General features: G+C 60.0%; 25 protein-coding genes. 12 read left to right on the forward strand and 13 right to left on the reverse strand.

All coding sequences use genetic code 11. The features are described from left to right. Positions 1-49 precede the first annotated feature (49 nt). Positions 50-928 (forward strand): cytochrome c oxidase subunit 3, encoded by an 879-nt coding sequence (locus tag QA648_RS02575; RefSeq protein WP_104822234.1) that lies wholly within the window; start codon positions 50-52, stop codon positions 926-928. Positions 929-992: 64 nt separating this feature from the next. Here QA648_RS02575 and QA648_RS02580 read toward each other — a convergent pair whose 3' ends face one another. Further along, a complete protein-coding gene (locus tag QA648_RS02580; protein ID WP_283049469.1) occupies positions 993-1,643 on the reverse strand; it encodes a chloramphenicol phosphotransferase in 651 nt (216 codons plus the stop codon). Between the two features lie 312 nt (positions 1,644-1,955). Here QA648_RS02580 and QA648_RS02585 point away from each other — a divergent pair, with 312 nt between their 5' ends. The 6 genes from QA648_RS02585 to QA648_RS02610 all read left to right on the forward strand — a co-directional run bounded on the left by QA648_RS02585 (position 1,956) and on the right by QA648_RS02610 (position 6,293). Then, positions 1,956-2,288 (forward strand): DUF983 domain-containing protein, encoded by a 333-nt coding sequence (locus QA648_RS02585; RefSeq protein ID WP_283051186.1) that lies wholly within the window; start codon positions 1,956-1,958, stop codon positions 2,286-2,288. A gap of 7 nt (positions 2,289-2,295) precedes the next feature. Then, positions 2,296-3,042, forward strand: coding sequence for an SURF1 family protein (locus tag QA648_RS02590; RefSeq protein WP_283051189.1), 747 nt, complete (start codon positions 2,296-2,298; stop codon positions 3,040-3,042). Positions 3,043-3,203: 161 nt separating this feature from the next. Beyond that, positions 3,204-4,211 (forward strand): 4-hydroxy-3-methylbut-2-enyl diphosphate reductase, encoded by a 1,008-nt coding sequence (gene ispH, locus QA648_RS02595; RefSeq protein WP_283049471.1) that lies wholly within the window; start codon positions 3,204-3,206, stop codon positions 4,209-4,211. A 207-nt stretch (positions 4,212-4,418) separates the two neighbouring features. Then, positions 4,419-5,384: a homoserine kinase gene (locus QA648_RS02600; RefSeq protein ID WP_283049472.1), complete on the forward strand. Its 966-nt coding sequence runs from the start codon at positions 4,419-4,421 to the stop codon at positions 5,382-5,384. Next, complete coding sequence (gene rnhA, locus QA648_RS02605) at positions 5,381-5,821, forward strand: ribonuclease HI (protein WP_283049473.1); 441 nt, start codon at positions 5,381-5,383, stop codon at positions 5,819-5,821. Before QA648_RS02600 ends, rnhA begins: the two co-directional genes overlap by 4 nt. 163 nt (positions 5,822-5,984) lie before the next feature. After that, positions 5,985-6,293 carry a Dabb family protein gene (locus QA648_RS02610; RefSeq protein ID WP_104822241.1) on the forward strand — a complete coding sequence of 103 codons (309 nt, stop codon included), beginning with the start codon at positions 5,985-5,987 and terminating at the stop codon, positions 6,291-6,293. 19 nt (positions 6,294-6,312) lie between these two features. On the opposite strand, the gene QA648_RS02615 is transcribed toward QA648_RS02610, so the two are convergent. The 6 genes from QA648_RS02615 to QA648_RS02640 all read right to left on the reverse strand — a co-directional run bounded on the left by QA648_RS02615 (position 6,313) and on the right by QA648_RS02640 (position 10,344). Then, positions 6,313-6,999: a GNAT family N-acetyltransferase gene (locus QA648_RS02615; protein WP_283049475.1), complete on the reverse strand. Its 687-nt coding sequence runs from the start codon at positions 6,997-6,999 to the stop codon at positions 6,313-6,315. Continuing rightward, entirely contained in the window at positions 6,996-7,490 is a 495-nt protein-coding gene (locus QA648_RS02620) for a MarR family transcriptional regulator (protein WP_104822243.1), read from the reverse strand. The genes QA648_RS02615 and QA648_RS02620 overlap by 4 nt, the downstream gene beginning before the upstream one ends. A 154-nt stretch (positions 7,491-7,644) precedes the next feature. Further along, positions 7,645-8,547, reverse strand: coding sequence for a zinc ABC transporter substrate-binding protein (locus QA648_RS02625; protein ID WP_283049477.1), 903 nt, complete (start codon positions 8,545-8,547; stop codon positions 7,645-7,647). 20 nt (positions 8,548-8,567) lie between these two features. Next, entirely contained in the window at positions 8,568-9,440 is an 873-nt protein-coding gene (locus QA648_RS02630) for a metal ABC transporter permease (RefSeq protein WP_283049479.1), read from the reverse strand. Then, the gene (locus QA648_RS02635) at positions 9,437-10,219 is read right to left on the reverse strand and encodes an ABC transporter ATP-binding protein (RefSeq protein ID WP_283049481.1); all 783 of its coding nucleotides are present in this window, start codon (positions 10,217-10,219) and stop codon (positions 9,437-9,439) included. Before QA648_RS02635 ends, QA648_RS02630 begins: the two co-directional genes overlap by 4 nt. Further along, the gene (locus tag QA648_RS02640) at positions 10,216-10,344 is read right to left on the reverse strand and encodes a hypothetical protein (RefSeq protein WP_260303398.1); all 129 of its coding nucleotides are present in this window, start codon (positions 10,342-10,344) and stop codon (positions 10,216-10,218) included. Before QA648_RS02640 ends, QA648_RS02635 begins: the two co-directional genes overlap by 4 nt. A gap of 191 nt (positions 10,345-10,535) precedes the next feature. Here QA648_RS02640 and QA648_RS02645 point away from each other — a divergent pair, with 191 nt between their 5' ends. Both QA648_RS02645 and QA648_RS02650 read left to right on the forward strand, forming a co-directional pair. Beyond that, positions 10,536-10,781 carry a type II toxin-antitoxin system ParD family antitoxin gene (locus QA648_RS02645; RefSeq protein ID WP_104822247.1) on the forward strand — a complete coding sequence of 82 codons (246 nt, stop codon included), beginning with the start codon at positions 10,536-10,538 and terminating at the stop codon, positions 10,779-10,781. A 1-nt stretch (position 10,782) separates the two neighbouring features. After that, complete coding sequence (locus QA648_RS02650; RefSeq protein ID WP_283049482.1) at positions 10,783-11,091, forward strand: type II toxin-antitoxin system RelE/ParE family toxin; 309 nt, start codon at positions 10,783-10,785, stop codon at positions 11,089-11,091. A gap of 42 nt (positions 11,092-11,133) precedes the next feature. Here QA648_RS02650 and QA648_RS02655 read toward each other — a convergent pair whose 3' ends face one another. Together QA648_RS02655 and QA648_RS02660 are read right to left on the reverse strand one after the other, a co-directional pair. Next, positions 11,134-11,619: a peroxiredoxin gene (locus QA648_RS02655; protein ID WP_283049484.1), complete on the reverse strand. Its 486-nt coding sequence runs from the start codon at positions 11,617-11,619 to the stop codon at positions 11,134-11,136. An 83-nt stretch (positions 11,620-11,702) separates the two neighbouring features. Continuing rightward, a complete protein-coding gene (locus QA648_RS02660) occupies positions 11,703-12,494 on the reverse strand; it encodes a protein-disulfide reductase DsbD domain-containing protein (RefSeq protein WP_283051191.1) in 792 nt (263 codons plus the stop codon). Positions 12,495-12,670: 176 nt separating this feature from the next. On the opposite strand from QA648_RS02660, the gene QA648_RS02665 reads away from it, so the two are divergent. The 3 genes from QA648_RS02665 (at position 12,671) to QA648_RS02675 (ending at position 14,772) form a co-directional block, all read left to right on the forward strand. Beyond that, positions 12,671-13,276 carry a YqgE/AlgH family protein gene (locus tag QA648_RS02665; RefSeq protein WP_104822251.1) on the forward strand — a complete coding sequence of 202 codons (606 nt, stop codon included), beginning with the start codon at positions 12,671-12,673 and terminating at the stop codon, positions 13,274-13,276. A gap of 95 nt (positions 13,277-13,371) precedes the next feature. After that, positions 13,372-13,563 (forward strand): CsbD family protein, encoded by a 192-nt coding sequence (locus tag QA648_RS02670; protein ID WP_104822252.1) that lies wholly within the window; start codon positions 13,372-13,374, stop codon positions 13,561-13,563. A 153-nt stretch (positions 13,564-13,716) separates the two neighbouring features. Next, a complete protein-coding gene (locus QA648_RS02675) occupies positions 13,717-14,772 on the forward strand; it encodes a putative zinc-binding metallopeptidase (protein ID WP_283049486.1) in 1,056 nt (351 codons plus the stop codon). Between the two features lie 76 nt (positions 14,773-14,848). Here QA648_RS02675 and QA648_RS02680 read toward each other — a convergent pair whose 3' ends face one another. From QA648_RS02680 to thrC, 4 genes are read right to left on the reverse strand one after another with little or no spacing between them, the layout of a single operon-like run. Next, positions 14,849-17,761: a sensor domain-containing phosphodiesterase gene (locus QA648_RS02680; protein WP_104822254.1), complete on the reverse strand. Its 2,913-nt coding sequence runs from the start codon at positions 17,759-17,761 to the stop codon at positions 14,849-14,851. Further along, positions 17,758-18,372: a GNAT family protein gene (locus tag QA648_RS02685; protein ID WP_104822255.1), complete on the reverse strand. Its 615-nt coding sequence runs from the start codon at positions 18,370-18,372 to the stop codon at positions 17,758-17,760. The genes QA648_RS02680 and QA648_RS02685 overlap by 4 nt, the downstream gene beginning before the upstream one ends. Before the next feature lie 50 nt (positions 18,373-18,422). After that, positions 18,423-19,721: a pitrilysin family protein gene (locus QA648_RS02690; RefSeq protein ID WP_104825008.1), complete on the reverse strand. Its 1,299-nt coding sequence runs from the start codon at positions 19,719-19,721 to the stop codon at positions 18,423-18,425. 20 nt (positions 19,722-19,741) lie between these two features. Further along, positions 19,742-21,139 carry a threonine synthase gene (thrC, locus tag QA648_RS02695; RefSeq protein ID WP_283049488.1) on the reverse strand — a complete coding sequence of 466 codons (1,398 nt, stop codon included), beginning with the start codon at positions 21,137-21,139 and terminating at the stop codon, positions 19,742-19,744. Positions 21,140-21,180: the final 41 nt, after the last annotated feature.

The raw sequence follows: 21,180 nt of genomic DNA on the forward strand, positions 1-21,180 counted from the left end.
TCGGCTCAGCCGGAGGCGATATGGGAAAAGTCATTCGGGGATTGCTGACATGGCAGAGGCGCATACCAAGAAACACGATTACCACATTATCGATCCCAGCCCGTGGCCGATCATCGCGGCCTTCGGGGCCTTTGTCATTACCTTTGGCGGCGTCTGCTTCATGCGCTACCTGAACGGCGGCGCGGTGCATCTGTTCGGGATCAACTTCGCACAGCCCTGGCTGTTCTTCATCGGCCTGGCCGTGATCCTCTACGTCATGTACGGCTGGTGGTCGGATACGGTGAAGGAAGCGCATGAGGGCGCGCATACCCGCGTCGTCTCACTGCATCTGCGCTATGGCATGATCATGTTCATCGCCTCCGAGGTGATGTTCTTCGTCGCCTGGTTCTGGGCCTATTTTGACGTCAGCCTCTTCCCGAACGAAGCCATACAGGCTTCGCGGACGGCCTTCCTCGGCGGCCAGTTCCCGCCCAAGGGCATCGAAGTCCTTAATCCCTGGCATTTGCCGATCTACAACACCATTATCCTGCTGCTCTCGGGCACGACGGTCACCTGGGCGCACCACGCGCTGCTGCACAATGACCGCAAGGGCCTGATCCAGGGATTGGTTTTGACCGTGCTGCTCGGTGCGCTGTTCTCCTGCGTGCAGGCCTATGAATATGCGCATGCGCCCTTCGAGTTCAAAAACTCGATCTATGGCGCTACCTTCTTCATGGCGACCGGTTTCCATGGTTTCCACGTGCTGATCGGCACGATCTTCCTGCTGGTCTGCCTCATCCGCTCGATCGGCGGCGATTTCACGCCAAAGCAGCATTTCGGCTTCGAAGCGGCCGCCTGGTATTGGCACTTCGTCGACGTCGTCTGGCTGTTCCTGTTCTTCTGCATCTATATCTGGGGAAGCTGGGGTGCGCCGGTCGCGGCCGGTTGAGCCAAGGCAGAATTGAGATAGAAGGCGGGTGCTTCGGCGCCCGCCTCTTTCATTGCGGGGCCTCTCAGGCGCCGGCGGCAAGCCGCTCGAAGGCTGTTGGGCGCGGAACCCCTCGATCCAACAATTGCCGCATCTGTTCGGCGCAGGCCTGTGGACTTTGCACGGATGTATCCACTTCCAGATCGTAGACGCCGGGCTGATGCACCTGTTCTTGCCAGGCAATGACGGGAGCGGGGATCGGTGCATCGGCAGAGACGCTGACGTAATCATTGCGCCTTTCAGCGCCTTCCGCCAAACGTCGCTGCATGATGGTATCGATCGGGCAGTGCACCCCGACGAAAAGGACGGGCAGGCCGATAAGTTGGCGGGCGCAATCCGAAAGGATTCCGAGCGGCTTTGAATAGGCGTCATGATGGCCGAATTCGGCAATGACATTGAGCCCAAGGCGGCTATGCGCTGCAATCGAGGCATAGAGCGCCGCATAGAATGTCGGAACCAGCGGTTCCAGATCAGGCCGCTCGCCACCAGGCCGCACACCGATCCCCGGCCGGTAACGCGGTGGCGTGATATGCCGCACATAGGCGTCGACGCCCAGATTCATCCATGGGCCGTCGAAACCTGCCTGGATGGCCTCGACGATGCTCGATTTTCCGGATCGGGGCGCGCCGTTCAGAATGATGATCTGGCCGGCCTTCGTGTCTTGCTTATTGTTCATACCCTCTTTCTATGGCCGCGATGGCGTTTTTCAAGCGGCCTGGAGGAGACGGCCGCGACATCATGATGCGGGATTGGGGCCTTGTTCGGCTGCTATGCTGACGTCACCATGCTTTTGAATTGGACGGATGGCCGCGTCGCGGTTACTGATGATGACAGGACGAGACCCGGATGCTCGTCGTGAATGGCAATCGATCGAGATCAAACCTTGAGCCCAGAGCAAGACACAGCCCCAGGTCATGGGACAGACCCAAATCAAGGGGCAAATGGTGACAGTGCCCTCTTTCCACCCGTCGATCCGTTCCGGGTCGGCATCCAAGGATGCTGCCCGCGTTGCGGTCACGGCAAGCTCTTCGACGGTCTGCTCTCGCTGAAGCCGCGTTGCGCAGCTTGTGGGCTCGACTATGCCTTTGCCGATGCGGGCGATGGCCCGGCGGTCTTCGTCATCCTCATCGTCGGCTTCATCGTCATCGGCTCGGTGCTATGGCTGCAGGTCAACTATGCGCCGCCGATCTGGGTGCATATCCTGCTGTTCGGCCCCTTGACCATCATCCTGTCGCTTCTGTCGCTACGCTGGTGCAAGGGCATCCTGATCGCGCTGCAATATCGCAACAATGCCAGCGAAGGGCGCCTTCATCGTGACTGAGGCCGCCATGCCCGCTCGCCGCGCCAACCCTTTCTGGCAGTTTGGCAAGGTGCTGATCCTGCTCGTGGCGCTTGGTATCCTGCTGGCTCTCGGCACCTGGCAGGTCGAGCGGCTGCACTGGAAGGAAGGCCTGCTTGCCGACATTGCCGAGCGCCAGGCCGCGGCCCCTGTGCCGCTATCGACGATCGAGGCCATGGCCGCATCCGGCGGCGATATCGAATATCGCGTCGTCACAGCGACCGGTCGTTACCTCAACAACAAGGAACGGCATTTCTTCGCAACCTTCGACGGCGCTTCCGGCTTCGATATCTATACGCCGCTGCAGCTTGCGGACGGGCGCTACCTCTTCGTCAACAGAGGCTTCGTGCCCTACGACGCCAAGGAGCCGGAAATGCGCATGCAGGGGCAATTGACGGACGAACAGACCGTCACCGGCCTTGCCCGCGCCAAGCTTGCCGGCCAGCCCTCGGGCATGCCGGACAATGATCTGGCGAAGAACATATTCTATTGGAAAGACCTGGATGCCATGGCCGATAGCGATGGGCTTCCGCGGGATAAAGTACTGCCCTTCTTCGTCGATGCCGACAAGACCCCCAATCCTCAGGGCCTGCCGATCGGCGGCGTCACCATCGTCGATTTGCCGAACAATCACCTGCAATATGCCGTGACCTGGTATGGCCTGGCGGCGGCGCTGGTCGCCATCGTCGCCATCTCCTGGTGGCGCAAACGCCATCCGGGCACCCCCACGCAATAGTTTCGCGCAATAGAATAGCTTCATTTCGATGGAATATTCGGCTAGAGCATGATCCCAAAAAGTGCGCAGTGGTTTTTGGATAAGATCATGCGGACTACATGAGTAAGCGGCAAGGCGAACCTATCTATAGCCTTGCCATCGTCCCGGATTTCGGAAGAGACATGAATATAGCGGTTTCCAAACCTGACCTGACCATCCGGCTCTGCGGTCCGCGTGGCTTCTGTGCCGGTGTCGATCGTGCCATCCAGATCGTCGTGCTGGCGCTGAAGGCCTATGGCGCGCCGGTCTATGTCCGTCATGAGATCGTGCATAATCGCTATGTCGTCGAAGGGCTGGAGGCCAAGGGCGCCGTCTTCGTGGAGGAGCTGGACGAAATCCCCACCGAGCATCGCGCCCAGCCCGTCGTCTTTTCCGCCCATGGCGTTCCGAAGTCCGTGCCGGCGGATGCGGACGCGCGCAATCTCTTTTATCTCGATGCCACTTGCCCGCTGGTGTCCAAGGTGCACAAGCAGGCCATGCGGCATAACCGCCTCGGCCGCCATGTCATCCTCATCGGCCATGCCGGCCATCCGGAAGTGATCGGCACCATGGGCCAGCTTCCGGAGGGTTCCGTGTCTCTGATCGAGACGGTGGAGGATGCCGACGCCTATCAGCCGGTCGATCCCGACAATCTCGGTTTCGTCACGCAGACGACGCTTTCGGTCGACGACACGGCCGGCGTCATCGCACGGCTGCAGCAGCGTTTCCCGAATCTCACCGCGCCGGCCGCCGATTCGATCTGCTATGCCACGACCAACCGCCAGGAAGTGGTGAAGGAAGCCGCTCCGGGCTGCGATCTCTTCATCGTCGTCGGCGCGCCGAATTCGTCCAATTCCAAGCGTCTCGTCGAAGTCGCGCTCCGGGCAGGGGCCAAGAAATCCGTGCTTGTCCAGCGCGCCTCCGAAATTGATTGGGACGATATCGGCGATATCAAAACCGTCGGCCTCTCTGCCGGCGCATCGGCACCAGAGGTCATCGTCAACGAGATCATCGAGGCTTTCCGCGCCCGCTACAATGCCGTGGTGGAGCTTGCCGAAACGGTCAAGGAAACCGAGAATTTCCTCGTCAATCGCGAGCTGCGCAACATTGAACTGACGGTTGCCGACATGGCCTTCGTCAATGGAGATTGAAGAATGGTCGCCTGTCCTTCGAGGTCTTGCCGCTTGCGCTGACGCTGCAGCGGCAAGGTGCCTCGGGATGAGGTGAAGAGAGTTCGCCGCCAGGTACCGAATCAGCCCTCATGGTGAGGAGGCCCTGCTAAGCTTGTCGAAAGGGGCCGTCTCGAACCACGAGGGCGGGTGGCTACGGTGGCCGGCATGTATCAAAGGGAATAATTCGTGGCCGTTTATACCGATATTACTGAAGACGATCTGAAGTGGTTCCTGACGGAATATGATGTCGGCACGTTGCTCTCCTACAAGGGCATTGCCGAGGGCGTCGAAAACTCCAACTTCCTGCTGCATACGTCGCGCGAGCCGCTGATCCTGACGCTCTATGAGAAGCGTGTGGAGAAGAGCGACCTGCCGTTTTTCCTCGGTTTGATGCAGCATCTGGCAAGCCGCGGCCTGTCCTGCCCGTTGCCCTTGCCGCGCAAGGATGGCGCGTTGCTCGGCCATCTCTCGGGCCGCCCGGCCGCGCTGATCTCCTTTCTCGAAGGGATGTGGCTGCGCAAGCCCGAGGCAAAACATTGCCGCGAAGTCGGCAAGGCGCTGGCCGCGATGCATGTCGCCGGTGAAGGCTTCGCCATTAAGCGGCCGAATGCACTGTCGCTTGAAGGCTGGCAGGGGCTCTGGGAAAAATCCGAGGCCCGCGCCGATGAGGTCGAACCAGGCCTGCAGGACGAAATCCGCGGCGAACTCGATTTCTTGGCGGCGCATTGGCCGACGGACCTGCCGGATGGCGTCATTCATGCGGATCTGTTTCCCGACAACGTCTTCTTCCTCGGCGACGAGCTTTCCGGCCTGATCGATTTCTATTTCGCCTGCAACGATCTGCTCGCCTACGACGTCTCGATCTGCCTCAATGCCTGGTGCTTTGAGAAGGACGGCGCTTACAATATCACCAAGGGCATGGCGCTCCTGGAAGGCTATCAGAGCGTGCGGCCGCTGAACGATGCGGAAATCGCCGCCCTGCCGACGCTGTCGCGTGGCTCGGCGCTGCGCTTCTTCCTGACCCGCCTCTATGATTGGCTGACGACGCCGGCCGGCGCCTTGGTCACCAAGAAGGACCCGATCGAATATCTGCGCAAGCTGCGCTTCCACCGCCAGATCGCCTCCAGCGCCGAATATGGGCTGAAGGCATGAAACACGTCGATATCTTCACCGACGGCGCTTGCTCCGGCAATCCCGGTCCTGGCGGCTGGGGTGCGGTGCTGCGTTATGGCGATGTCGAAAAGGAGCTTTTCGGCGGCGAACAGGAGACGACCAACAACCGCATGGAGCTGATGGCGGCGATCTCCGCGCTCGGCGCGCTGAAGACGCCATGCGAGGTCGATCTCTACACGGACAGCGTCTATGTCAAAGACGGCATCTCCAAATGGATTTTCGGCTGGAAGAAAAACGGTTGGAAAACCGCCGACAAGAAGCCGGTGAAAAACGCCGAACTCTGGCAAGCGCTGGAGGAAGCCCGCAACCGCCATCAGGTGACATTGCATTGGGTCAAAGGCCATGCCGGGCATCCGGAAAACGAGCGCGCCGACGAACTGGCGCGCAAGGGCATGGAGCCGTTTAAGCGGAAGTAGGTTTGGATCTCATGAGATTCGTACCGATCTAAGCAGACGCTTTCGGCACTCACGTCGGAGCCGTCATGGTGGTCGCCGCCCAAATCGCTAAATTGCCGAACGCGATGCCTTGCCCATCGATCCTTTCCCTCTATGCTGCGCCAAAACAGCTAGGGAGATAAATATGATCCTGCATTGCGTTTTCCTGCGGCTCAAATCCGCCATGACACAGGATGAGAAAAAGGAGCTTTTCGAATCCGTCGCCGCCTTGCAGCAGGTCATTCCCGGCATTCTCGATGTCAAATACGGGCCGAATGTCTCGCCGGAGGGGCTGCATGGCGGCTTCGTTGATGGCTTTGTGGTGACGTTCGAGAGCCCTGAAGCGCGCGACGCCTATCTCGTGCATCCCGAACACGTTGCCGTCGGTGAGCGTCTCGTCTCCTCGACCGATGGCGGACTTGCCGGCCTGCTGGTCTTCGATCTCAATATTTAACTAGAGGGACAGGCCCTGATCACGCTGACTGCCGGGGCGTGACGATGGTGAGATTCATCTCGGAACGCAGGCGAAAACCCATCGCCTTGTAAAGCGAGATGGCCGGCGCGTTCGTTGCATATGCATGCAGATAAGCGGTTTCGTTCCTCGCGGAGATCTCGCCGGCAACGAAGCGGAAGAGCAGGGTGCCGAGGCCGCGTCCCCGAAAATCGGGATGGGTACAAAGGCCGCTGAGTTCGGCAAAACCTGGCTGGCGCATGCGCTGGCCAGCCATGGCGACGAGGCGGCCGTCAGTCTTCACGCCCCAAAAGGTGCCAAGGCTTTGGGCGCGCAGGGTAAAGGGACCGGGCTTGGTCAGCGTGGCCAAGGCGAGCATCTCCGCTGCATCGGCTTCAGTCAGCGGCTCGATCCTGCTGTCCGAGATCTGCTGATAAGGCCGTTCGGCGATCATCTGCACCAGCTTGCCTTCGGAGACGACCATCAGTCCCGGTGGGATCGCAATGGGATTGGCTTCGACGAGCGCCATGGCCTCGTCGGCGGCCGGCAGATTTTCCAGAGCCTCGAGGCTTTCCGCCGTATCATCGGCGGGGGCTGCGAAGGGCACGATGGAGGGCGGATAGCGGCGGGCGCGCTCGTTGCCTTCCGCCAGTGTCGCATGGGCAGTTCGAAGGGCGTTCCAAGCCGGGCGGTCGAGAATATGGCTCATGGTTTCTGCTCCTTGTCGAGTTTGCCTCGACGGGCAAGCGGCGCTTCGGCAAGCCCGTTCTCGATTGCAGTAAGCTGTTCCAGGATCGGCCCGGAACTCTCGCCGCAGAGCTCGATGACAGCCTGTTCGATGCGCGGCCAGACTGATCGTTTCGAGTAATCGACGAGTTCCTGTCCTTCCGGTGTTAGGGAAACCAGTCTTCGGCGCTGATCCTCGGGTGAGGCCTGCATGTCGACGTAACCCAGTTCCAGAAGCTGCGAGACGGTCCGCGTGGCCCCTGGCTGGGTGATGCCGACAGCCTGGGCAAGCTCACCGATGGTAAGCGGGCCAGCGCGGTCGATCGCCGCGAGGAAGGGATATTGGGCGGATTGGAGGGAGACGCCGAGCTCTCCCATAATCTGCTGGGTATCGGCCTGAAGGCGCTCGCCGATGCGGCGAAAGCGGCTGCCGAGGCAGAGGAAACCCAGCGATTTCACGATATCTTCAGCCACGCCGCTTTCCTGTTTCAATTTGCATAACTAGTTATATAAATTGTTATGAAATCGTGGTCAAGCGGCGCGTCCCCGTCCTGCTGGTCTTCGCTCTCGATCTTGGAATGAAAAGAGGCCGCAGGCACACGCCCGCGGCTATATTTATCCGGTTTCCTCAGCTCGATTTCGCCATCGCCGCGGCAAGTTGATCAACGTTATAACGGAACATTTTTTCATATGTCGCAGCCGGCCCATTGGCCTTGGAAAGGGCCTCGACATAGAGTTCGCCGCCGGGCTGCGCGCCGGTGGCCTTGGCGACCTGCTTGACCAGGCGCGGATCGTTCGAGTTCTCGAAGAAGTAGATCTTCACATGCTCGGTCTTGATCTGCTCGATCAGCTTGGCGACGCCGGCGGCCGAGGCTTCGGTCTCTGTCGAGACGCCGAGCGGCGACAGGAAGGTGACGTTGTATTCACGCCCGAAATAGCCGAACGCGTCGTGGCTGGTCAGGATCTTACGGCGATCCTCTGCAATCTTGTCGAACTTGCTGTGCGCATAGGCGTCGAGATCCGTCAGCGTCTTGGTATAGCGCTCAGCATTGGCCTTGAAATCGGCGGCGTCGGCCGGATCGGCGGCGGATAGCGCCTTTTCGATATTGGCGACCCAGATCTTCACATTGACCGGGCTGTTCCAGACATGCGGATCGGTGATGGTCTTGCCGTCGTCGACCATGGTGCGGGTATTGATGCCGTCAGAGACGACGATCGGCGTGCCCTTGTAGCCGGAAGCCTTGATCAACCGATCCATCCAGCCTTCCAGACCTTCGCCGCTAACGAAGGTGACCTTGGCGGCATTGAGCCTCTTGGCATCGGTCGGCGAAGGCTCGAATTCATGGGGGTCGCCGTTCGGGCCGACAAGGCTCGACACCTTCACATGCTCGCCGCCAACCTGCTTGACGACATCGGCAAGCACGGTGAAGGAGGCGACGACGTCCAAGGTTTCCGCCGAAGCGGGCGCCGCGATGCCGAAGGCGATGAAGGCCGGCAGCGCAGCGGAGAGAAGCAGTCTGTGTCTGGTCACGATAATCTCCTTGATCAAAATTAGCCCCTGAGATGGGGACGGGGAATAAACCGGCGGGCGAGGCCCGAGGGTGCGAAGAGAATGGAAAAGCCGTAGATCAGGCTCGCCGTGATGATGATGGTCGGACCGGAAGCGAATTCGAGGTGATAGGAGGCGATCAGCCCGATATAGCCCGACGCCGTCGCGGTTGCCGCTGCGATCGCCATCATCGCCGGCAGGCTGCGCGACCAAAGCTGCGCGATCGCCGCCGGCAGCATCATCAACCCGACCGCCATCAGCGTGCCGAGTGCCTGGAAGCTGGCGACGAGATTGAGCACCACCAGCAGCAGAAAGAGGAAATGATAGACCGCTCCCCGGCCACCGACGGCGCGGAGGAAACCGGGATCGAAGCATTCCACCACCAATGGCCGATAGATGACGGCGAGCGCCAGGAGCGTCACCGTGGTGATTGCGCCGATTTGGTAGAGGGCAGGGGCGTCGATCGCGAGGATGGTGCCGAAGAGCACATGCAGAAGATCGATATTGGAGCCGCGCAGTGATACGATGAGCACACCGAGCGCGAGTGACGTCAGATAGAAGCTGGCGAAACTCGCATCCTCCTGCAGCACTGTCATGCGGCTGACGAGTCCCGAGAGCAGCGCCACCGACAGGCCGGCGACAAGCCCCCCAAGACCCATGGCCGTCAGCGACAACGAGCCGGCAATCAGATAGCCGATGGCCGCGCCCGGCAGCACGGCATGGCTCATGGCGTCGCCCATCAGGCTCATCCGCCGAAGCATCAGGAAGACGCCGATCGGTCCGGAGCCGAGCCCGAGACAAAGGCAGGCGATGAGCGCGCGCCGCATGAAACCGTAATCGGCAAAGGGCGCGAGGAAGATGTCATAGGCCGTCATTCGGCCGGCTCCCGCTTCGCTAACCCCCGATGGGTAGGCGCCCGCTCCGGCAAGCAGTCTTCGGCGTCCTCGTCCCAACGCTCCGCCATGGCCCGCGCCTTGATGAGATTATCGGAGCTCATCACATCCTCTGTCCGGCCCCAACCGACGAGTTCACGGGCGATCAGCAGCGTCTCCGGAAAATGCGCGCGCACCTGATCGAAATCATGCAGCACCGCAATCACCGTGCGCCCGTCACTGTGCCAACGTAAGACAATATCGAGCAGGTCGCGTGTCGTGCGCTGGTCTATGGCGGTAAAGGGCTCGTCGAGAAGGATGACGCGGGCATCTTGCAGCAGCAGCCGCGCAAAAAGTACGCGCTGGAATTGCCCGGCCGAGAGTGAGCCGATGTGCCGACGCTCGAAGCCCGCCAGGCCCACGACCGCCAGCGCATCACGGGCACGCTCGGCATCCGCGTGTGAGAAACGCCTGAAGGCGCCGGAATTTTTCCAGGCGCCGAGCATGATGGTATCGGCCACCGAGATCGGAAAACGTCTGACGATATCGGCCGCCTGCGGCAGATAGCCGAAATCATTGCGCGTCAGCGCGCCTCGATCGATCGAGCCTTCCGCCGGTCTCAATTCGCCGATGATCGCCTTCAGGAGCGTCGACTTGCCCGCCCCGTTCGGTCCGGCAATCGCCGTCAGGCTGCCGGCCTGGAAGGCACCAGAAACGTGATGCACGGCTGGATGGCGTTCATAGGTGACGGTGAGGTTGTCGAGACGGATCTGAGCACTCATGCCAACGCCACCGCCCAGCCGATCGTGGCCCAGAGAATTGCGATGCCGATTGCAACGAAGGCGAGGCGCATCAAGGCCGACCGCCCGATCAGGGATGCGGCGAAGGGATTGTTGTTAAAGGGCATGGGTGGTTTCCATAATGTAATAACATTACGCTTGTAAAGGGCAGAATGCGGCGAAAAAGAGGCGGGTGGTGAGCATATGTCATTCATCGCTGGCAAATGTGTTGCGATTTGCACCGATGCAGCCGAATGCTATATACTGCGCATTATGTGTTATTTGGCTAAGGACCGAAACTGCAAGAAGGATGATCCCTATGAACGTCTCGATTGGTGATCGTTGGGAAAAGTTCATCGAAAAAACAGTCGAAGAAGGGCGCTACAGCTCTGCCAGCGAGGTCGTCCGCGAAGGTCTCCGTCTCGTAGAGGAGCGTGAGGCGAAAATCGCATCGTTACGGCTCACCCTGGAGGCATCAATTGCGAGCGGGGGCGACATATCTGATGAGGAGCTGGATGCATCGCTGGATGCGGTGGAAGCCCAGCTAAAACAAGAAGGCTATTGATGTGCTGCGCATTCGGTATCTAGCGAGCGCCAGAGCCGATTTCGATAGTATCTATCGATATATCAGACAAGAAGGCGGGAGCGCAGAAAGCGCTCGAAATTTTATCGGCAGACTTCGTGGCAAATGTCGTAATTTGGCAGAGCTACCTGGTCAAATGGGTCGTGCAAGACCGGAATTGCTTACCGATGTTCGCAGTTTTGCATTTCGCGGCTATGTGATCTTCTTCCGCTACGTGGATGATGTTTTTGAAGTTGTGAACATCATCGAAGGTCATCGAGACCTTGAAAGTCATTTCGACGGGGATCGCTAGTGCGAACAAAGGGCGCCCGCATGGCGCCCTTTGTTTTTTCGTTTAAAGCTGCTCGATCATTGCTGCCGCGCCCGACACGGTTGCCTGGCCGGGGCTTTCCTCGATGTTGAGCGTCTTCACCACGCCGTCTTCCACCAGCATAGAATAGCGCTTCGAGCGGATGCCGAGGCCGCCGGCGGAAAGGTCGATATCGAGGCCGAGCGCCTTGGCGAAAGAGGCGTCCCAGTCGGCGAGGAAGTGGATTTTGCCCATGCCGCCGGAGGATTGCGCCCACGCGCCCATGACATGCCAATCGTTGACGGCAACGACAGCGATGTCGTCGACGCCCTTGGCGAGGATGGCATCACGGTTTTCCAGATAGCCCGGCAGATGGTTCAGCGAGCAGGTCGGCGTAAAGGCACCGGGGACGGCGAAAAGCACGACACGCTTGCCGGCAAAAAGCTGTTCGGTGGTCAGTTCCACCGGGCCGTCGGCGGTCTTTTCCTTGAAGGTGGCTGCAGGCAGTTTATCGCCGATAGCGATGGTCATGGCACTCTCCTTGGGTCGCAATTTGGAGCGGCTGAACCGCCGCCCTTTGAGTGAAAATGGTTGGGCGAAACTATAGATCCGCGCTATTCGAACGCAAGCGTGGTTTCCATGGCGCGTTCACCGTCGATGACGAGGATGCCCCAGCTTTTGCCTTTAATATCGTAATTCTTCGGAAGCTTGCCGATCGCGATGTCGGTCGCAAAAGTCCTGCCGTCGCGTGTGCCGTTGGCCTGTTTGAAAAAGACATACCCGGACGGGCCGGTGACATAGATCAATGGAGTGCTTCCTGTTGCCTCCGGCAGCGTCAGGCGCAGTGAAAGAGTTTTTGCATCGGGCGAAAGTTGGTGATTTTCGACGGCAAAATCCGAGGAAGGAGCCTGCGGCAGCGACGCATCGGCGGCATCCAACAGGGCTTGTTCGTGCGGCGTCGATTGGCCGGCAGCCGATAACGGCAGAGAGAATTGGGTCTGGAAGGGAATACAGATGTCCTTGCAGAGTCCGATGAAGGCGGTGAGGTAGAGTGTCGCCGGCTGTTTGCCGTTGACACGGAAATCGAGCGGCAATGTCACCGGCGCATCATAGCCGATTTCCTGGACCTTACCGACGGTGATCGGCTTGGGCGTGGGGTAGCTGGTCTTTTCCAGCGTAATGCCGCTATCGGGCGCTGGGCTTACCTGCGGCGCAATTCCGCTTTCGCCTGGTTCGCGCCAATAGGTGATCCAGCCGGGTGCGGGCTCGATCTGCAGCGCGGCGCGGATATGGCCCAGAGCATCCGGCGCCAGCGCCACCAATCGCATGCGGCCGCCCTCGTTGTCGGCCCAGTCGCTCATGGCGGCATGGGCGGTGCCGTCGGTCAGCGTTGCGGCGGCCAGCATTGTCAACAATGGGATAAAAGAGAGTTTTCCGATCATGGAACAAGGATTTACCGGATGGCGCAGACCTGTGCCAGAACGGCGCGAAAAAGAAATGATCATTTTCAGTTGATTGATTTATGACATTGCCCCATCTTCTTTTCGAGGGGCGCAGTTACAGACTGCAGTCAGGAGGTACGATGTCCCTATCGACGCTGAAGAATAGAAGCGAAAGAGGTTTTCTCGACGGCCAGTTCCTGATTGCCATGCCTGGTATGGAAGACCGGAATTTCAATCGCACAGTGATCTATATCTGTGCTCATTCCGCCGCCGGCGCCATGGGCTTCGTCATCAATCGTGCGCAGAACCTGACCTTTACCGACGTGCTGCTGCATCTCGAAATGATCAAGGATGACGACGCTATTCTTCTGCCGCCGGTCGCTCGTGATTTCCCGATCCAGACCGGGGGCCCGGTCGAAAGCGGCCGCGGCTTCGTCCTGCATTCCGATGACTATATCAGCGACAGCAGCATTCCGGTGAGCGACGATATCAGCCTGACGGCGACCTTGGACATCGTGCGCGCCATCTCCAAGGGTGGCGGGCCGCGGCGCGCTACCATGCTGCTCGGCTATGCCGGTTGGGGCGCGGGTCAGTTGGAAGCGGAAATCAGCAATAATGGCTGGCTCAACTGCCCGGCCAATGAGGAGCTGATCTTCGATCGCAGCCTTGACGATAAGTATGAACGTGCCCTGGCCTTGATGGGCATCAATGCCGCCATGTTGTCGCCGCATGCGGGGCATGCCTGAGCCGTCCACGCCCTTGTGGAACGAAATATTGTTAATGACGTTTCCTTGTCACCGCACCGACAACTCCGCCGGTGCCGAATGAGGAGGCGTTCGCTATGGGCAGCATGAGTGACAAGGTATCCGGCAAAGCCAACGAGGCGGCTGGTAAGGCCAAACAGGTTGCCGGCAAGGCTACGAAGAGCAAGAGCATGCGCGCCGAAGGCACGGCCCAGAAGGCCAAAGGTAAGGCCCAGGTAGCTGTTGGCAAGGCCAAGGATAAAGCCAAGGGCGCAGTAGACCGCATGTAATCCAGCGGTTCGGTATGCGACAAGTCAAGTGCTGCGCCCTTTCGCGTGCCGTCAAACGCGCGGCGCAGTAAAAGAGCCTGTCACGAATTCGCGACAGGCTCTTTTTATGCTCGTCTTTTATACCCGTCGTGGCCAAGTTTTGGAGAGCTTTCCATGAGGCTTTTCGCCTGCGACCATTGTGGCCAGCCAGTGCATTTCGATAACCGGCAATGCGTGCGCTGCGGCTATCAGCTCGGCTTTGTTCCCGAGCGTCTTGCGATGCATGCGCTGGAGGTTGATGAGGCGCCGAATTGGCGTCTTGTTGCCGAGCCGACGTTTATCGTCCGCTTCTGCGCCAATGCCGCGCTCGATATCTGCAATTGGATGGTCGAAGCCGGAGATCCCGAACCCTTTTGCATTGCCTGTCGTCATAACCGGCTGGTGCCGAATACAGATACCCAGCAGGGCATAGACCGCTGGCGCCGCATCGGCCAGGCCGAGCGGCATCTGTTCTATTCACTGTTGCGCTGGAACCTGCCGCATCCCAATCGCCAACAGGATTCCGAGGGTGGGCTGGTTTTCGATTTCCTCGAGGACGAGGTGCAGGGCGGCACCGTTGTGCCGGCGACGACCGGCCACGAGGAGGGGCTCATCACCATCCGCGCCGCTGAGGCCGATGATGTGACGCGCGAACAGGCACGCACGTCGATGAACGAGCCTTACCGCACGCTGCTCGGCCATTTTCGCCACGAGACCGGCCATTTCATCTGGAACAAATTGATCCGCGACCGCAATCGGTTCGACGCCTTCCGCGCCGTCTTCGGCGATGAGCGCGTAGATTACGGCGCGGCCCTGCAGCAACACTACGATCAAGGCCCGCCGCCGAATTGGCAGGAAAGTTTTATCAGCGCTTATGCCAGCGCCCACCCCTGGGAAGATTTTGCCGAATGTTTCGCGCACTATCTTCACATCGTCGATACGCTGGAGACCGCCCGTTCCTTCGGCTTGGCGGTCGATCCCCGTGGCTATCACGAAATGGCGGCGGAGGTGGATTTCAATCCTTATAAAGCCGAAAGCGCCGAACAGCTCGTCAGCGCCTGGATACCGCTGAGCGTCGCGATCAATTCCATCCAGCGCAGCATGGGGCAGCCGGATTCCTATCCCTTCATCCTGTCGCCGCCGGTCGTGACCAAGCTGGAATATATACGGCGAGTGATTGGCGAGGCATGATTCTGCCTTCTCTCCAAAGGAGGAGGGCGTCTGATGCGCGAGCGCCGCACAACCTTTCCCAGGGGGAGGTTATCGGCTATGCGCGCTTTGTCAGCGGAAAGCGTTCCTTCAGCAGCCGCAGCACCGAGTCCGAGCCCATGGGTGGGCCGAAGATGAAGCTCTGGCCATAGGCGCAGCCCATCTTGGCGAGCTCCAGCGCATCCTCTTCCGACTCGATGCCTTCGGCGACCACGCGCATGTTGAGCTCGCGCGCCATGGAAATCACCGAACGCAAAAGTACGGCCTTCTTGTCGCTTTCATCACGCACCATCGCCTTGTCGAGCTTGATCGTATCGAACGGGAAGCGGGTGAGATAGGAGAGCGAGGAATAGCCGGTGCCGAAATCGTCGAGCGCCAGGCCGATGCCGGCTTCGCGCAGTTTGCCGAGCACGAGGCGGGCCTGTTCCGGATTCTCCATCACCTGCGATTCCGTCAATTCGAGCTTGATGCGGTTCGGCTCGCAATGGGTTTTGGCGAGCAGGGCGCGAACATCATCGTAGAGCTCGTTATTGAGGAGCTGCACGCTGGACAGGTTGATGGAAACGAAGAGCGGCAGGTCGCCGGTCTGGCGCTGCCAGGCCATCAGGTCGTTGGTTGCCTGCTCCATCGCGAACATGCCGAGCGGGCCGATGATGTCGGAAGCCTCGGCGATCGGGATGAATTCCGATGGCGGAATATTGCCGCGTTTCGGATGCTCCCAGCGCATCAGCGCCTCGAAACCGGCGACTTCGGCGTCTTCCAGCCGAACGATCGGCTGATAGACCAGTGACAGTTCCTTGCGCTCGACGGCGCGGCGAAGATCCGTCTCGAGCTGAAGACGATCGGTGCCGAAGCTGCGGAATGCAGGCTGGAAAGGCTCGACACGATTGCCGCCGGCGCGCTTGGCGCGGTACATAGCGAGTTCGGCATCGCTCAAGAGACCCATAGCGCTTTCCTGCTGGTCGACCCAGGACGTCAGTCCGATCGACGCCGTCAGGATGATTTCGCGGTTGGCGAAATTGATCGGCACCATGATCGCCTTGCTGATCGCATCGGCGAAATCGGCGACCTTGGCCGGGTCGCGCTCGGAAACGAGGATTAGGCCGAACTGATCGCCGGAGAGCCGCGCCAGCGTGTCCTGCGGCTTCATCAGGCGGCGCAGGCGCCGCGTCAGCGCGATCAGGATATTGTCGCCGGCAGCGACGCCGAGCGTATCGTTGACCAGCTTGTAGCGGTCGATGTCGATCACCATCACCGTCGGACGCACCTGATTGCCTTCCGGCGCCAAAGTGAGAACGGCCTGCAGACGGTCGATGAAAACCTGGCGGTTCGGCAGGCCGGTCAGATTGTCGTGCAGCGCATCGTGCAACAGGCGCTCGATCGAATTCTTCTGCTCTGTGACATCGACGACGGTACCGACGCAGCGGATGATTTCGCCGTTCGAGCCAAGCACCGGCCGGGCGCGGATCGACAACCAGTGGAAATGCCCATCCTCGGCGCGGATGCGGAATTCATGATTCAGCCGGCCGCGGCGGTGTTCGAGGAGCACGTCGAGCGTCGCGCGAAAACGATCACGGTCGTCGGGGTGCAAGCGCGGCAGCCAGTTACGCGCCGCGCCATGCATGGTGCCGGGCGACAGGCCGAGTTTCATCGAGATATCCGGCGTCGTCACCACACGGTCGCGCGCCACGTCCCAATCCCAAACGGTATCGCCGGAGCCGGTGAGCGCCAGGGATTGCCGCTCGAGATCGGAAAACAGGCCTTGCTGAAAGGCGCCGCCGGCAAAGGCATGCTGCATCACCGTGAAACCGATCAGGAGCACGATCAGAACGAGGCCGCCGCCAAGCGCCGGCTGGATGATGTCGTTGTCGAGCTTGCCCGTAATTGTCATCCAGGCGCCGAACAGCCAGACCAGGATCAGCGCCCAGGCGGGCACCAGCAGAATGGCGCGGTCATAGCGGCTGAAGCCGAGATAGATGATCAGCAGCAGGCCCGCAGTTGCTGTCAGTGCCAGCGATAGCCGCGCGACGCCGGCTGCGATCGACGGATCATAGATCGCAACGCCGAAGAGAAGGGCAAGGCCGAGCACCCAGGCAAGGGTCACATAGCCCAGATGCGCATGCCAGCGATTGAGGTTCAGATAGGTGAACAGGAAAATCACCAGGCTCGATGCGAGCGCCACCTCCGCACAGGCGCGCCATATTCGCTGATCGCTGGAGGTGATGCTGATGAGTTTGCCGAGAAAACCAAAATCGACGCAGATATAGCCGAGCACCGCCCAGGCAAGCGCCGCTGTCGCTGGCAGCATTGAAGTGCCTTTGACAACAAAGAGAATGGTCAGGAACACCGCCAGCAGACCGGCAATGCCAAGCACGATGCCGCGATAGAGCGTGAAGGCGTTGACCGTGTCCTTGTAGGCGTTCGGCTCCCACAGATAGAGCTGCGGCAGGTTCGGCGAGGAGAGTTCGGCGACAAAGGTGACGACTGCGCCGGGGTTCAGTGTGATGCGGAAGACATCCGCCTCGTCGCTCGGCTGCCGGTCGAGAGCAAAGCCTTCGCTCGGCGTAATCGCGATGATGCGTTGCGAGCCGAGATCCGGCCAGAACAATTTCGAATTCACCAGACGGAAGTGGGGCGCGACGATGACGCGTTCGAGCTGTTCTTCCGAGACATTGGCGAGCGCAAAGACGGCCCAGTCGCCCTGATGGTTCGGCGACGAGGATCGTACCTCAATACGGCGGCGAATACCGTCGGCGCCGGCAGCGGTGGAGACTTGGAAGGCCTCGCCCTGATTGGTGTAGATCTCGGTCGTCGCCGTCAGGTCAAGCGCGGTATCGTCGCGTGAAATCTTCACGGGTTCGGCTGCATGCGCCATGCCTGCAAGAAGGAACAGCATGGCAGCCGCGAGCGTCGCGACGATCGCGGACAACCATTTCGTCAACGGCGGGGCAGGCGGGAGATCGGCCGTCATCGCTTGTCGGATTTTCTAATCGGGTCGGCGTCGGACGCCAACCGGGAAAACATCACGTGATCACGCCACTGACCGTTAATTTTTAGATAACCGCGCAAATGACCTTCTCGCTGGAAACCGGCCTTTTCCAAAAGCCGCATGCTACGCTCATTATCCGGAATACAGGCTGCTTCAATACGGTGCAACTCAAGTCCGGAAAAGATATAGGGTATAACCAACTGAAGTGCGGCGAACATATGGCCCTGGCCTGAATGCCGCTCACCCATCCAATAGCCAATCATGCAGCTTTGTGCAGCGCCACGACGGATGTAACCAATCGTAATGCCGCCGAGCAAGGTCATATTCTCTTTAAGGAAAATAAAAAGTGGAATCGCCTGACCGGAACTGTATTCCTGTTTTCCCCTGATAACACGGGCGCGGTAGGCGCCCTCGGTCAGTTCGTCATGTCGCCAGGTCGGCTCCCAGGGTTCCAGGAAGCGCCGGCTTTCGGCTCGCAACCGGTGCCATTGATTGAAATCGGAATAGCGTGGCAGACGCAGCAGATAGGTCGCGTTTTCGAGTTCAACCGCGTCCGGATGACGTGACAGAAACCGAAAGACCGATTTTTGCATTCCGCCCAGTACTCCCCGGAAGATTGAACCCATCGGCGCGCGATGCGGTTTTAGCCGCTCGCGCTTATGGAGGCTGGGGTCGACGATGATAAGGATGTCACGATATCTTCCATCGGCGCCAACTGCTCCAAAGGCCCGATCGCCGACAGCGTCGGCACCGTGTCGAAGAACAGGCGGCCGGCAAGATCCGTCAGCCGATCGATGGTAATGCCCTGCAACCGTTCCAGCATTTCCTGGTTCGGGATCGGTCGGCCGTAGAGCATCATCTGTCGCGCGATCTGGCCGGCGCGCGCCGCCGGGCTTTCCTGACCCATCAGCAACTGCGCGCGGATCTGGGCGCGGGCACGCTCGATTTCCTGCTGTTCGATCTTGTGGGAGGATTTGTGCAGCTCGTCGACGATGACCGGCAGCAGCTCCGGCAGGTTTTCGCCGCCGGTCGCGGCATGGATGCCGAAAATGCCGGTGTCGGAAAAGCCCCAATGGAAGGCATAGACGGAGTAACAGAGCCCGCGGAATTCGCGCACTTCCTGGAACAGCCGCGAGGACATGCCGCCGCCGAGGATGTTGGCAAGGATCTGCGAACAATAGAAATCGCGCGTGTGATAGGCGCGTCCCTCGAAGCCGAGCAGGATCTGCGCATCCATCAGGTCGCGCGTCTCGCGGATATTGCCGCCGATATAACGCGCAGGCTCGATGACGGGCGGCGCCGACGGCTGTGTCGGCAGGGTGGAGAAGCGCTCTTCGACCTGGCGCACGAAGCTTTCGTGATCGACAGCGCCCGCGGCCACCACGAACATGCGGTCGGTCGTGTAGTTGCGGCTGAGATAACCGCGGATTTGTCCCGGCGTGAAGGAGACGACGGTTTCCGGCGTGCCGAGAATCGCCCGGCCGAGCGTCTGGCCGCGATAGGCGACTTCGGAAAATTTGTCGAAGACCACATCGTCGGGCGTGTCGTTTGCAGCGTTGATTTCCTGCAGGATGACCTGCTTTTCGCGCTGCAATTCATCCTCGTCGAAAGCGGATTCGGTCAGGATATCGGCGAGGATATCGACGGCGAGCGGCACATGATCCTTCAGCACGCGGGCATAATAGGAGGTTGTCTCGGTCGACGTGGCGGCATTGACCTCGCCGCCGACATTCTCGATTTCCTCGGCGATCTCACGCGCCGTGCGACGGGCCGTGCCCTTGAACGCCATGTGTTCCAGCAGATGCGCGATGCCGTGTTCCGCTTCGGTTTCATTGCGCGAACCCGATTTGATCCAGACGCCGAGTGCCACGCTTTCGAGGTGTGGCATCGTCTGGGTCGCTACTGTCAGCCCGGACGCAAGCCGGGTGCACTCCACTGTCATCGTCTGTCTTTCTGCGTTTATCATTCCCCCGCCCGGGCATGTTTGCCGATGAAAGTTTCAACGGCTTTCAGCTCGGGATCGAGGACGTCGAAACGCTCCTCCCTGTTCATCAGTCCAGCAAGCCACGTCGGAAGCGCCGGGTCAATACCACACGCCGATTTTACTGCGGCGGGGAATTTTGCCGGATGTGCGGTCGCGAGCGTCACCATCGGGCTCGCCGGCTTCTCGTTTTTCTCCGCCACAAAGACGCCGATGGCGGTGTGCGGGTCGATCAGATAGCCGGTGTTGTCGAGTGTTTTGCGGATCGTCGCGGCGACCTGTTTTTCGCTGGCGCGGCCGGCGCGGAAGTCCTTCTTGATGGTCTTCAGAGCGCTTTCGCTGATCGAAAAGCCCTTCGATTGTTTCAGGCTTTCCATCGCGGCGCGCACCTTCGACGCGTCGCGGTCATGGGCTTCGAACAGCAGCCGTTCGAAGTTGGAGGAGATCTGGATGTCCATCGACGGCGCGGTGGTGGCCTTGACCTCGCGCATCTCGTAGCGCCCGGTTTTCAGCGTGCGAGCTAGGATGTCGTTCTCATTGGTGGCGATCACCAGCCGGTCGATCGGCAGGCCCATGCGCTTTGCGACGTAGCCGGCGAAAATATCGCCGAAATTGCCGGTCGGAACGGTGAAGGAAATCTTCCGGTCGGGGCCGCCGAGCGCGACGGCAGTAGTGAAGTAGTAGACCACCTGCGCCATGATGCGCGCCCAGTTGATCGAGTTGACGCCCGAAAGCTTGACGCGGTCGCGGAAGGCGGTGTCGTTGAACATGGCTTTGACCAGATTCTGGCAATCATCGAAATTGCCGTTGATCGCCAGCGCATGCACATTGGCCGCCGTCGAGGTGGTCATCTGCCGTTGCTGCACCGGCGAGACCTTGCCATGCGGGAAGAGGATGAAGATGTCGGTGCGTTCGCGTCCGGCAAAGGCATCGATCGCCGCTCCGCCGGTGTCGCCCGAGGTGGCGCCGACGATGGTTGCCCTTTGCCCGCGCTTTTCCAGGGCATAATCCATCAGCCGTGCGAGCAACTGCATGGCGACATCCTTGAAGGCAAGCGTCGTGCCGTGGAAAAGCTCCATCACGAAGCTGTTCGGACCTGTCTGCACCAGCGGCGTCACGGCGGGATGGCGGAAGGTGGCATAGGCTTCATCGATCATGCCGCGGAAGACGTCATCCGGAATTTCGCCGTTGGTGAAAGGCGACAGCACGGCGAAGGCGACGTCCTGATAGCTCTTGCCACGGAAAGCGCGAATCTCTTTTTTCTTAAGCGTCGGCCATTCACGGGGTACATAGAGCCCGCCATCACGAGCAAGGCCGGCCAGAAGGGCGTCGCAGAAGCCAAGGGCAGGGGCTTCTCCCCGCGTTGAGATATAGTCCACGGTCTAGAATTCCTTTGGTCGCAAAATTGCCGGAGTGGTGA

Source organism: Rhizobium sp. CB3171, from assembly GCF_029714265.1.
Classification (GTDB): Bacteria; Pseudomonadota; Alphaproteobacteria; order Rhizobiales; family Rhizobiaceae; genus Rhizobium.

Excerpts from the sequence above, each read along its gene's own strand:
- QA648_RS02575 (WP_104822234.1), top strand. The coding sequence starts at position 50 with ATGGCAGAGGCGCATACCAAGAAACACGATTACCACATTATCGATCCC.
- ispH (WP_283049471.1), top strand. The coding sequence starts at position 3,204 with ATGAATATAGCGGTTTCCAAACCTGACCTGACCATCCGGCTCTGCGGT.
- QA648_RS02645 (WP_104822247.1), top strand. The coding sequence starts at position 10,536 with ATGAACGTCTCGATTGGTGATCGTTGGGAAAAGTTCATCGAAAAAACA.
- QA648_RS02655 (WP_283049484.1), bottom strand. The coding sequence starts at position 11,619 with ATGACCATCGCTATCGGCGATAAACTGCCTGCAGCCACCTTCAAGGAA.
- QA648_RS02590 (WP_283051189.1), top strand. The coding sequence starts at position 2,296 with ATGCCCGCTCGCCGCGCCAACCCTTTCTGGCAGTTTGGCAAGGTGCTG.
- QA648_RS02685 (WP_104822255.1), bottom strand. The coding sequence starts at position 18,372 with ATGCAAAAATCGGTCTTTCGGTTTCTGTCACGTCATCCGGACGCGGTT.
- QA648_RS02660 (WP_283051191.1), bottom strand. The coding sequence starts at position 12,494 with ATGCTGGCCGCCGCAACGCTGACCGACGGCACCGCCCATGCCGCCATG.
- QA648_RS02580 (WP_283049469.1), bottom strand. The coding sequence starts at position 1,643 with ATGAACAATAAGCAAGACACGAAGGCCGGCCAGATCATCATTCTGAAC.
- QA648_RS02665 (WP_104822251.1), top strand. The coding sequence starts at position 12,671 with ATGTCCCTATCGACGCTGAAGAATAGAAGCGAAAGAGGTTTTCTCGAC.
- QA648_RS02610 (WP_104822241.1), top strand. The coding sequence starts at position 5,985 with ATGATCCTGCATTGCGTTTTCCTGCGGCTCAAATCCGCCATGACACAG.
- QA648_RS02690 (WP_104825008.1), bottom strand. The coding sequence starts at position 19,721 with ATGACAGTGGAGTGCACCCGGCTTGCGTCCGGGCTGACAGTAGCGACC.
- QA648_RS02670 (WP_104822252.1), top strand. The coding sequence starts at position 13,372 with ATGGGCAGCATGAGTGACAAGGTATCCGGCAAAGCCAACGAGGCGGCT.
- QA648_RS02635 (WP_283049481.1), bottom strand. The coding sequence starts at position 10,219 with ATGAGTGCTCAGATCCGTCTCGACAACCTCACCGTCACCTATGAACGC.
- QA648_RS02675 (WP_283049486.1), top strand. The coding sequence starts at position 13,717 with ATGAGGCTTTTCGCCTGCGACCATTGTGGCCAGCCAGTGCATTTCGAT.
- QA648_RS02680 (WP_104822254.1), bottom strand. The coding sequence starts at position 17,761 with ATGACGGCCGATCTCCCGCCTGCCCCGCCGTTGACGAAATGGTTGTCC.
- rnhA (WP_283049473.1), top strand. The coding sequence starts at position 5,381 with ATGAAACACGTCGATATCTTCACCGACGGCGCTTGCTCCGGCAATCCC.
- QA648_RS02630 (WP_283049479.1), bottom strand. The coding sequence starts at position 9,440 with ATGACGGCCTATGACATCTTCCTCGCGCCCTTTGCCGATTACGGTTTC.
- QA648_RS02615 (WP_283049475.1), bottom strand. The coding sequence starts at position 6,999 with ATGAGCCATATTCTCGACCGCCCGGCTTGGAACGCCCTTCGAACTGCC.
- QA648_RS02640 (WP_260303398.1), bottom strand. The coding sequence starts at position 10,344 with ATGCCCTTTAACAACAATCCCTTCGCCGCATCCCTGATCGGGCGGTCG.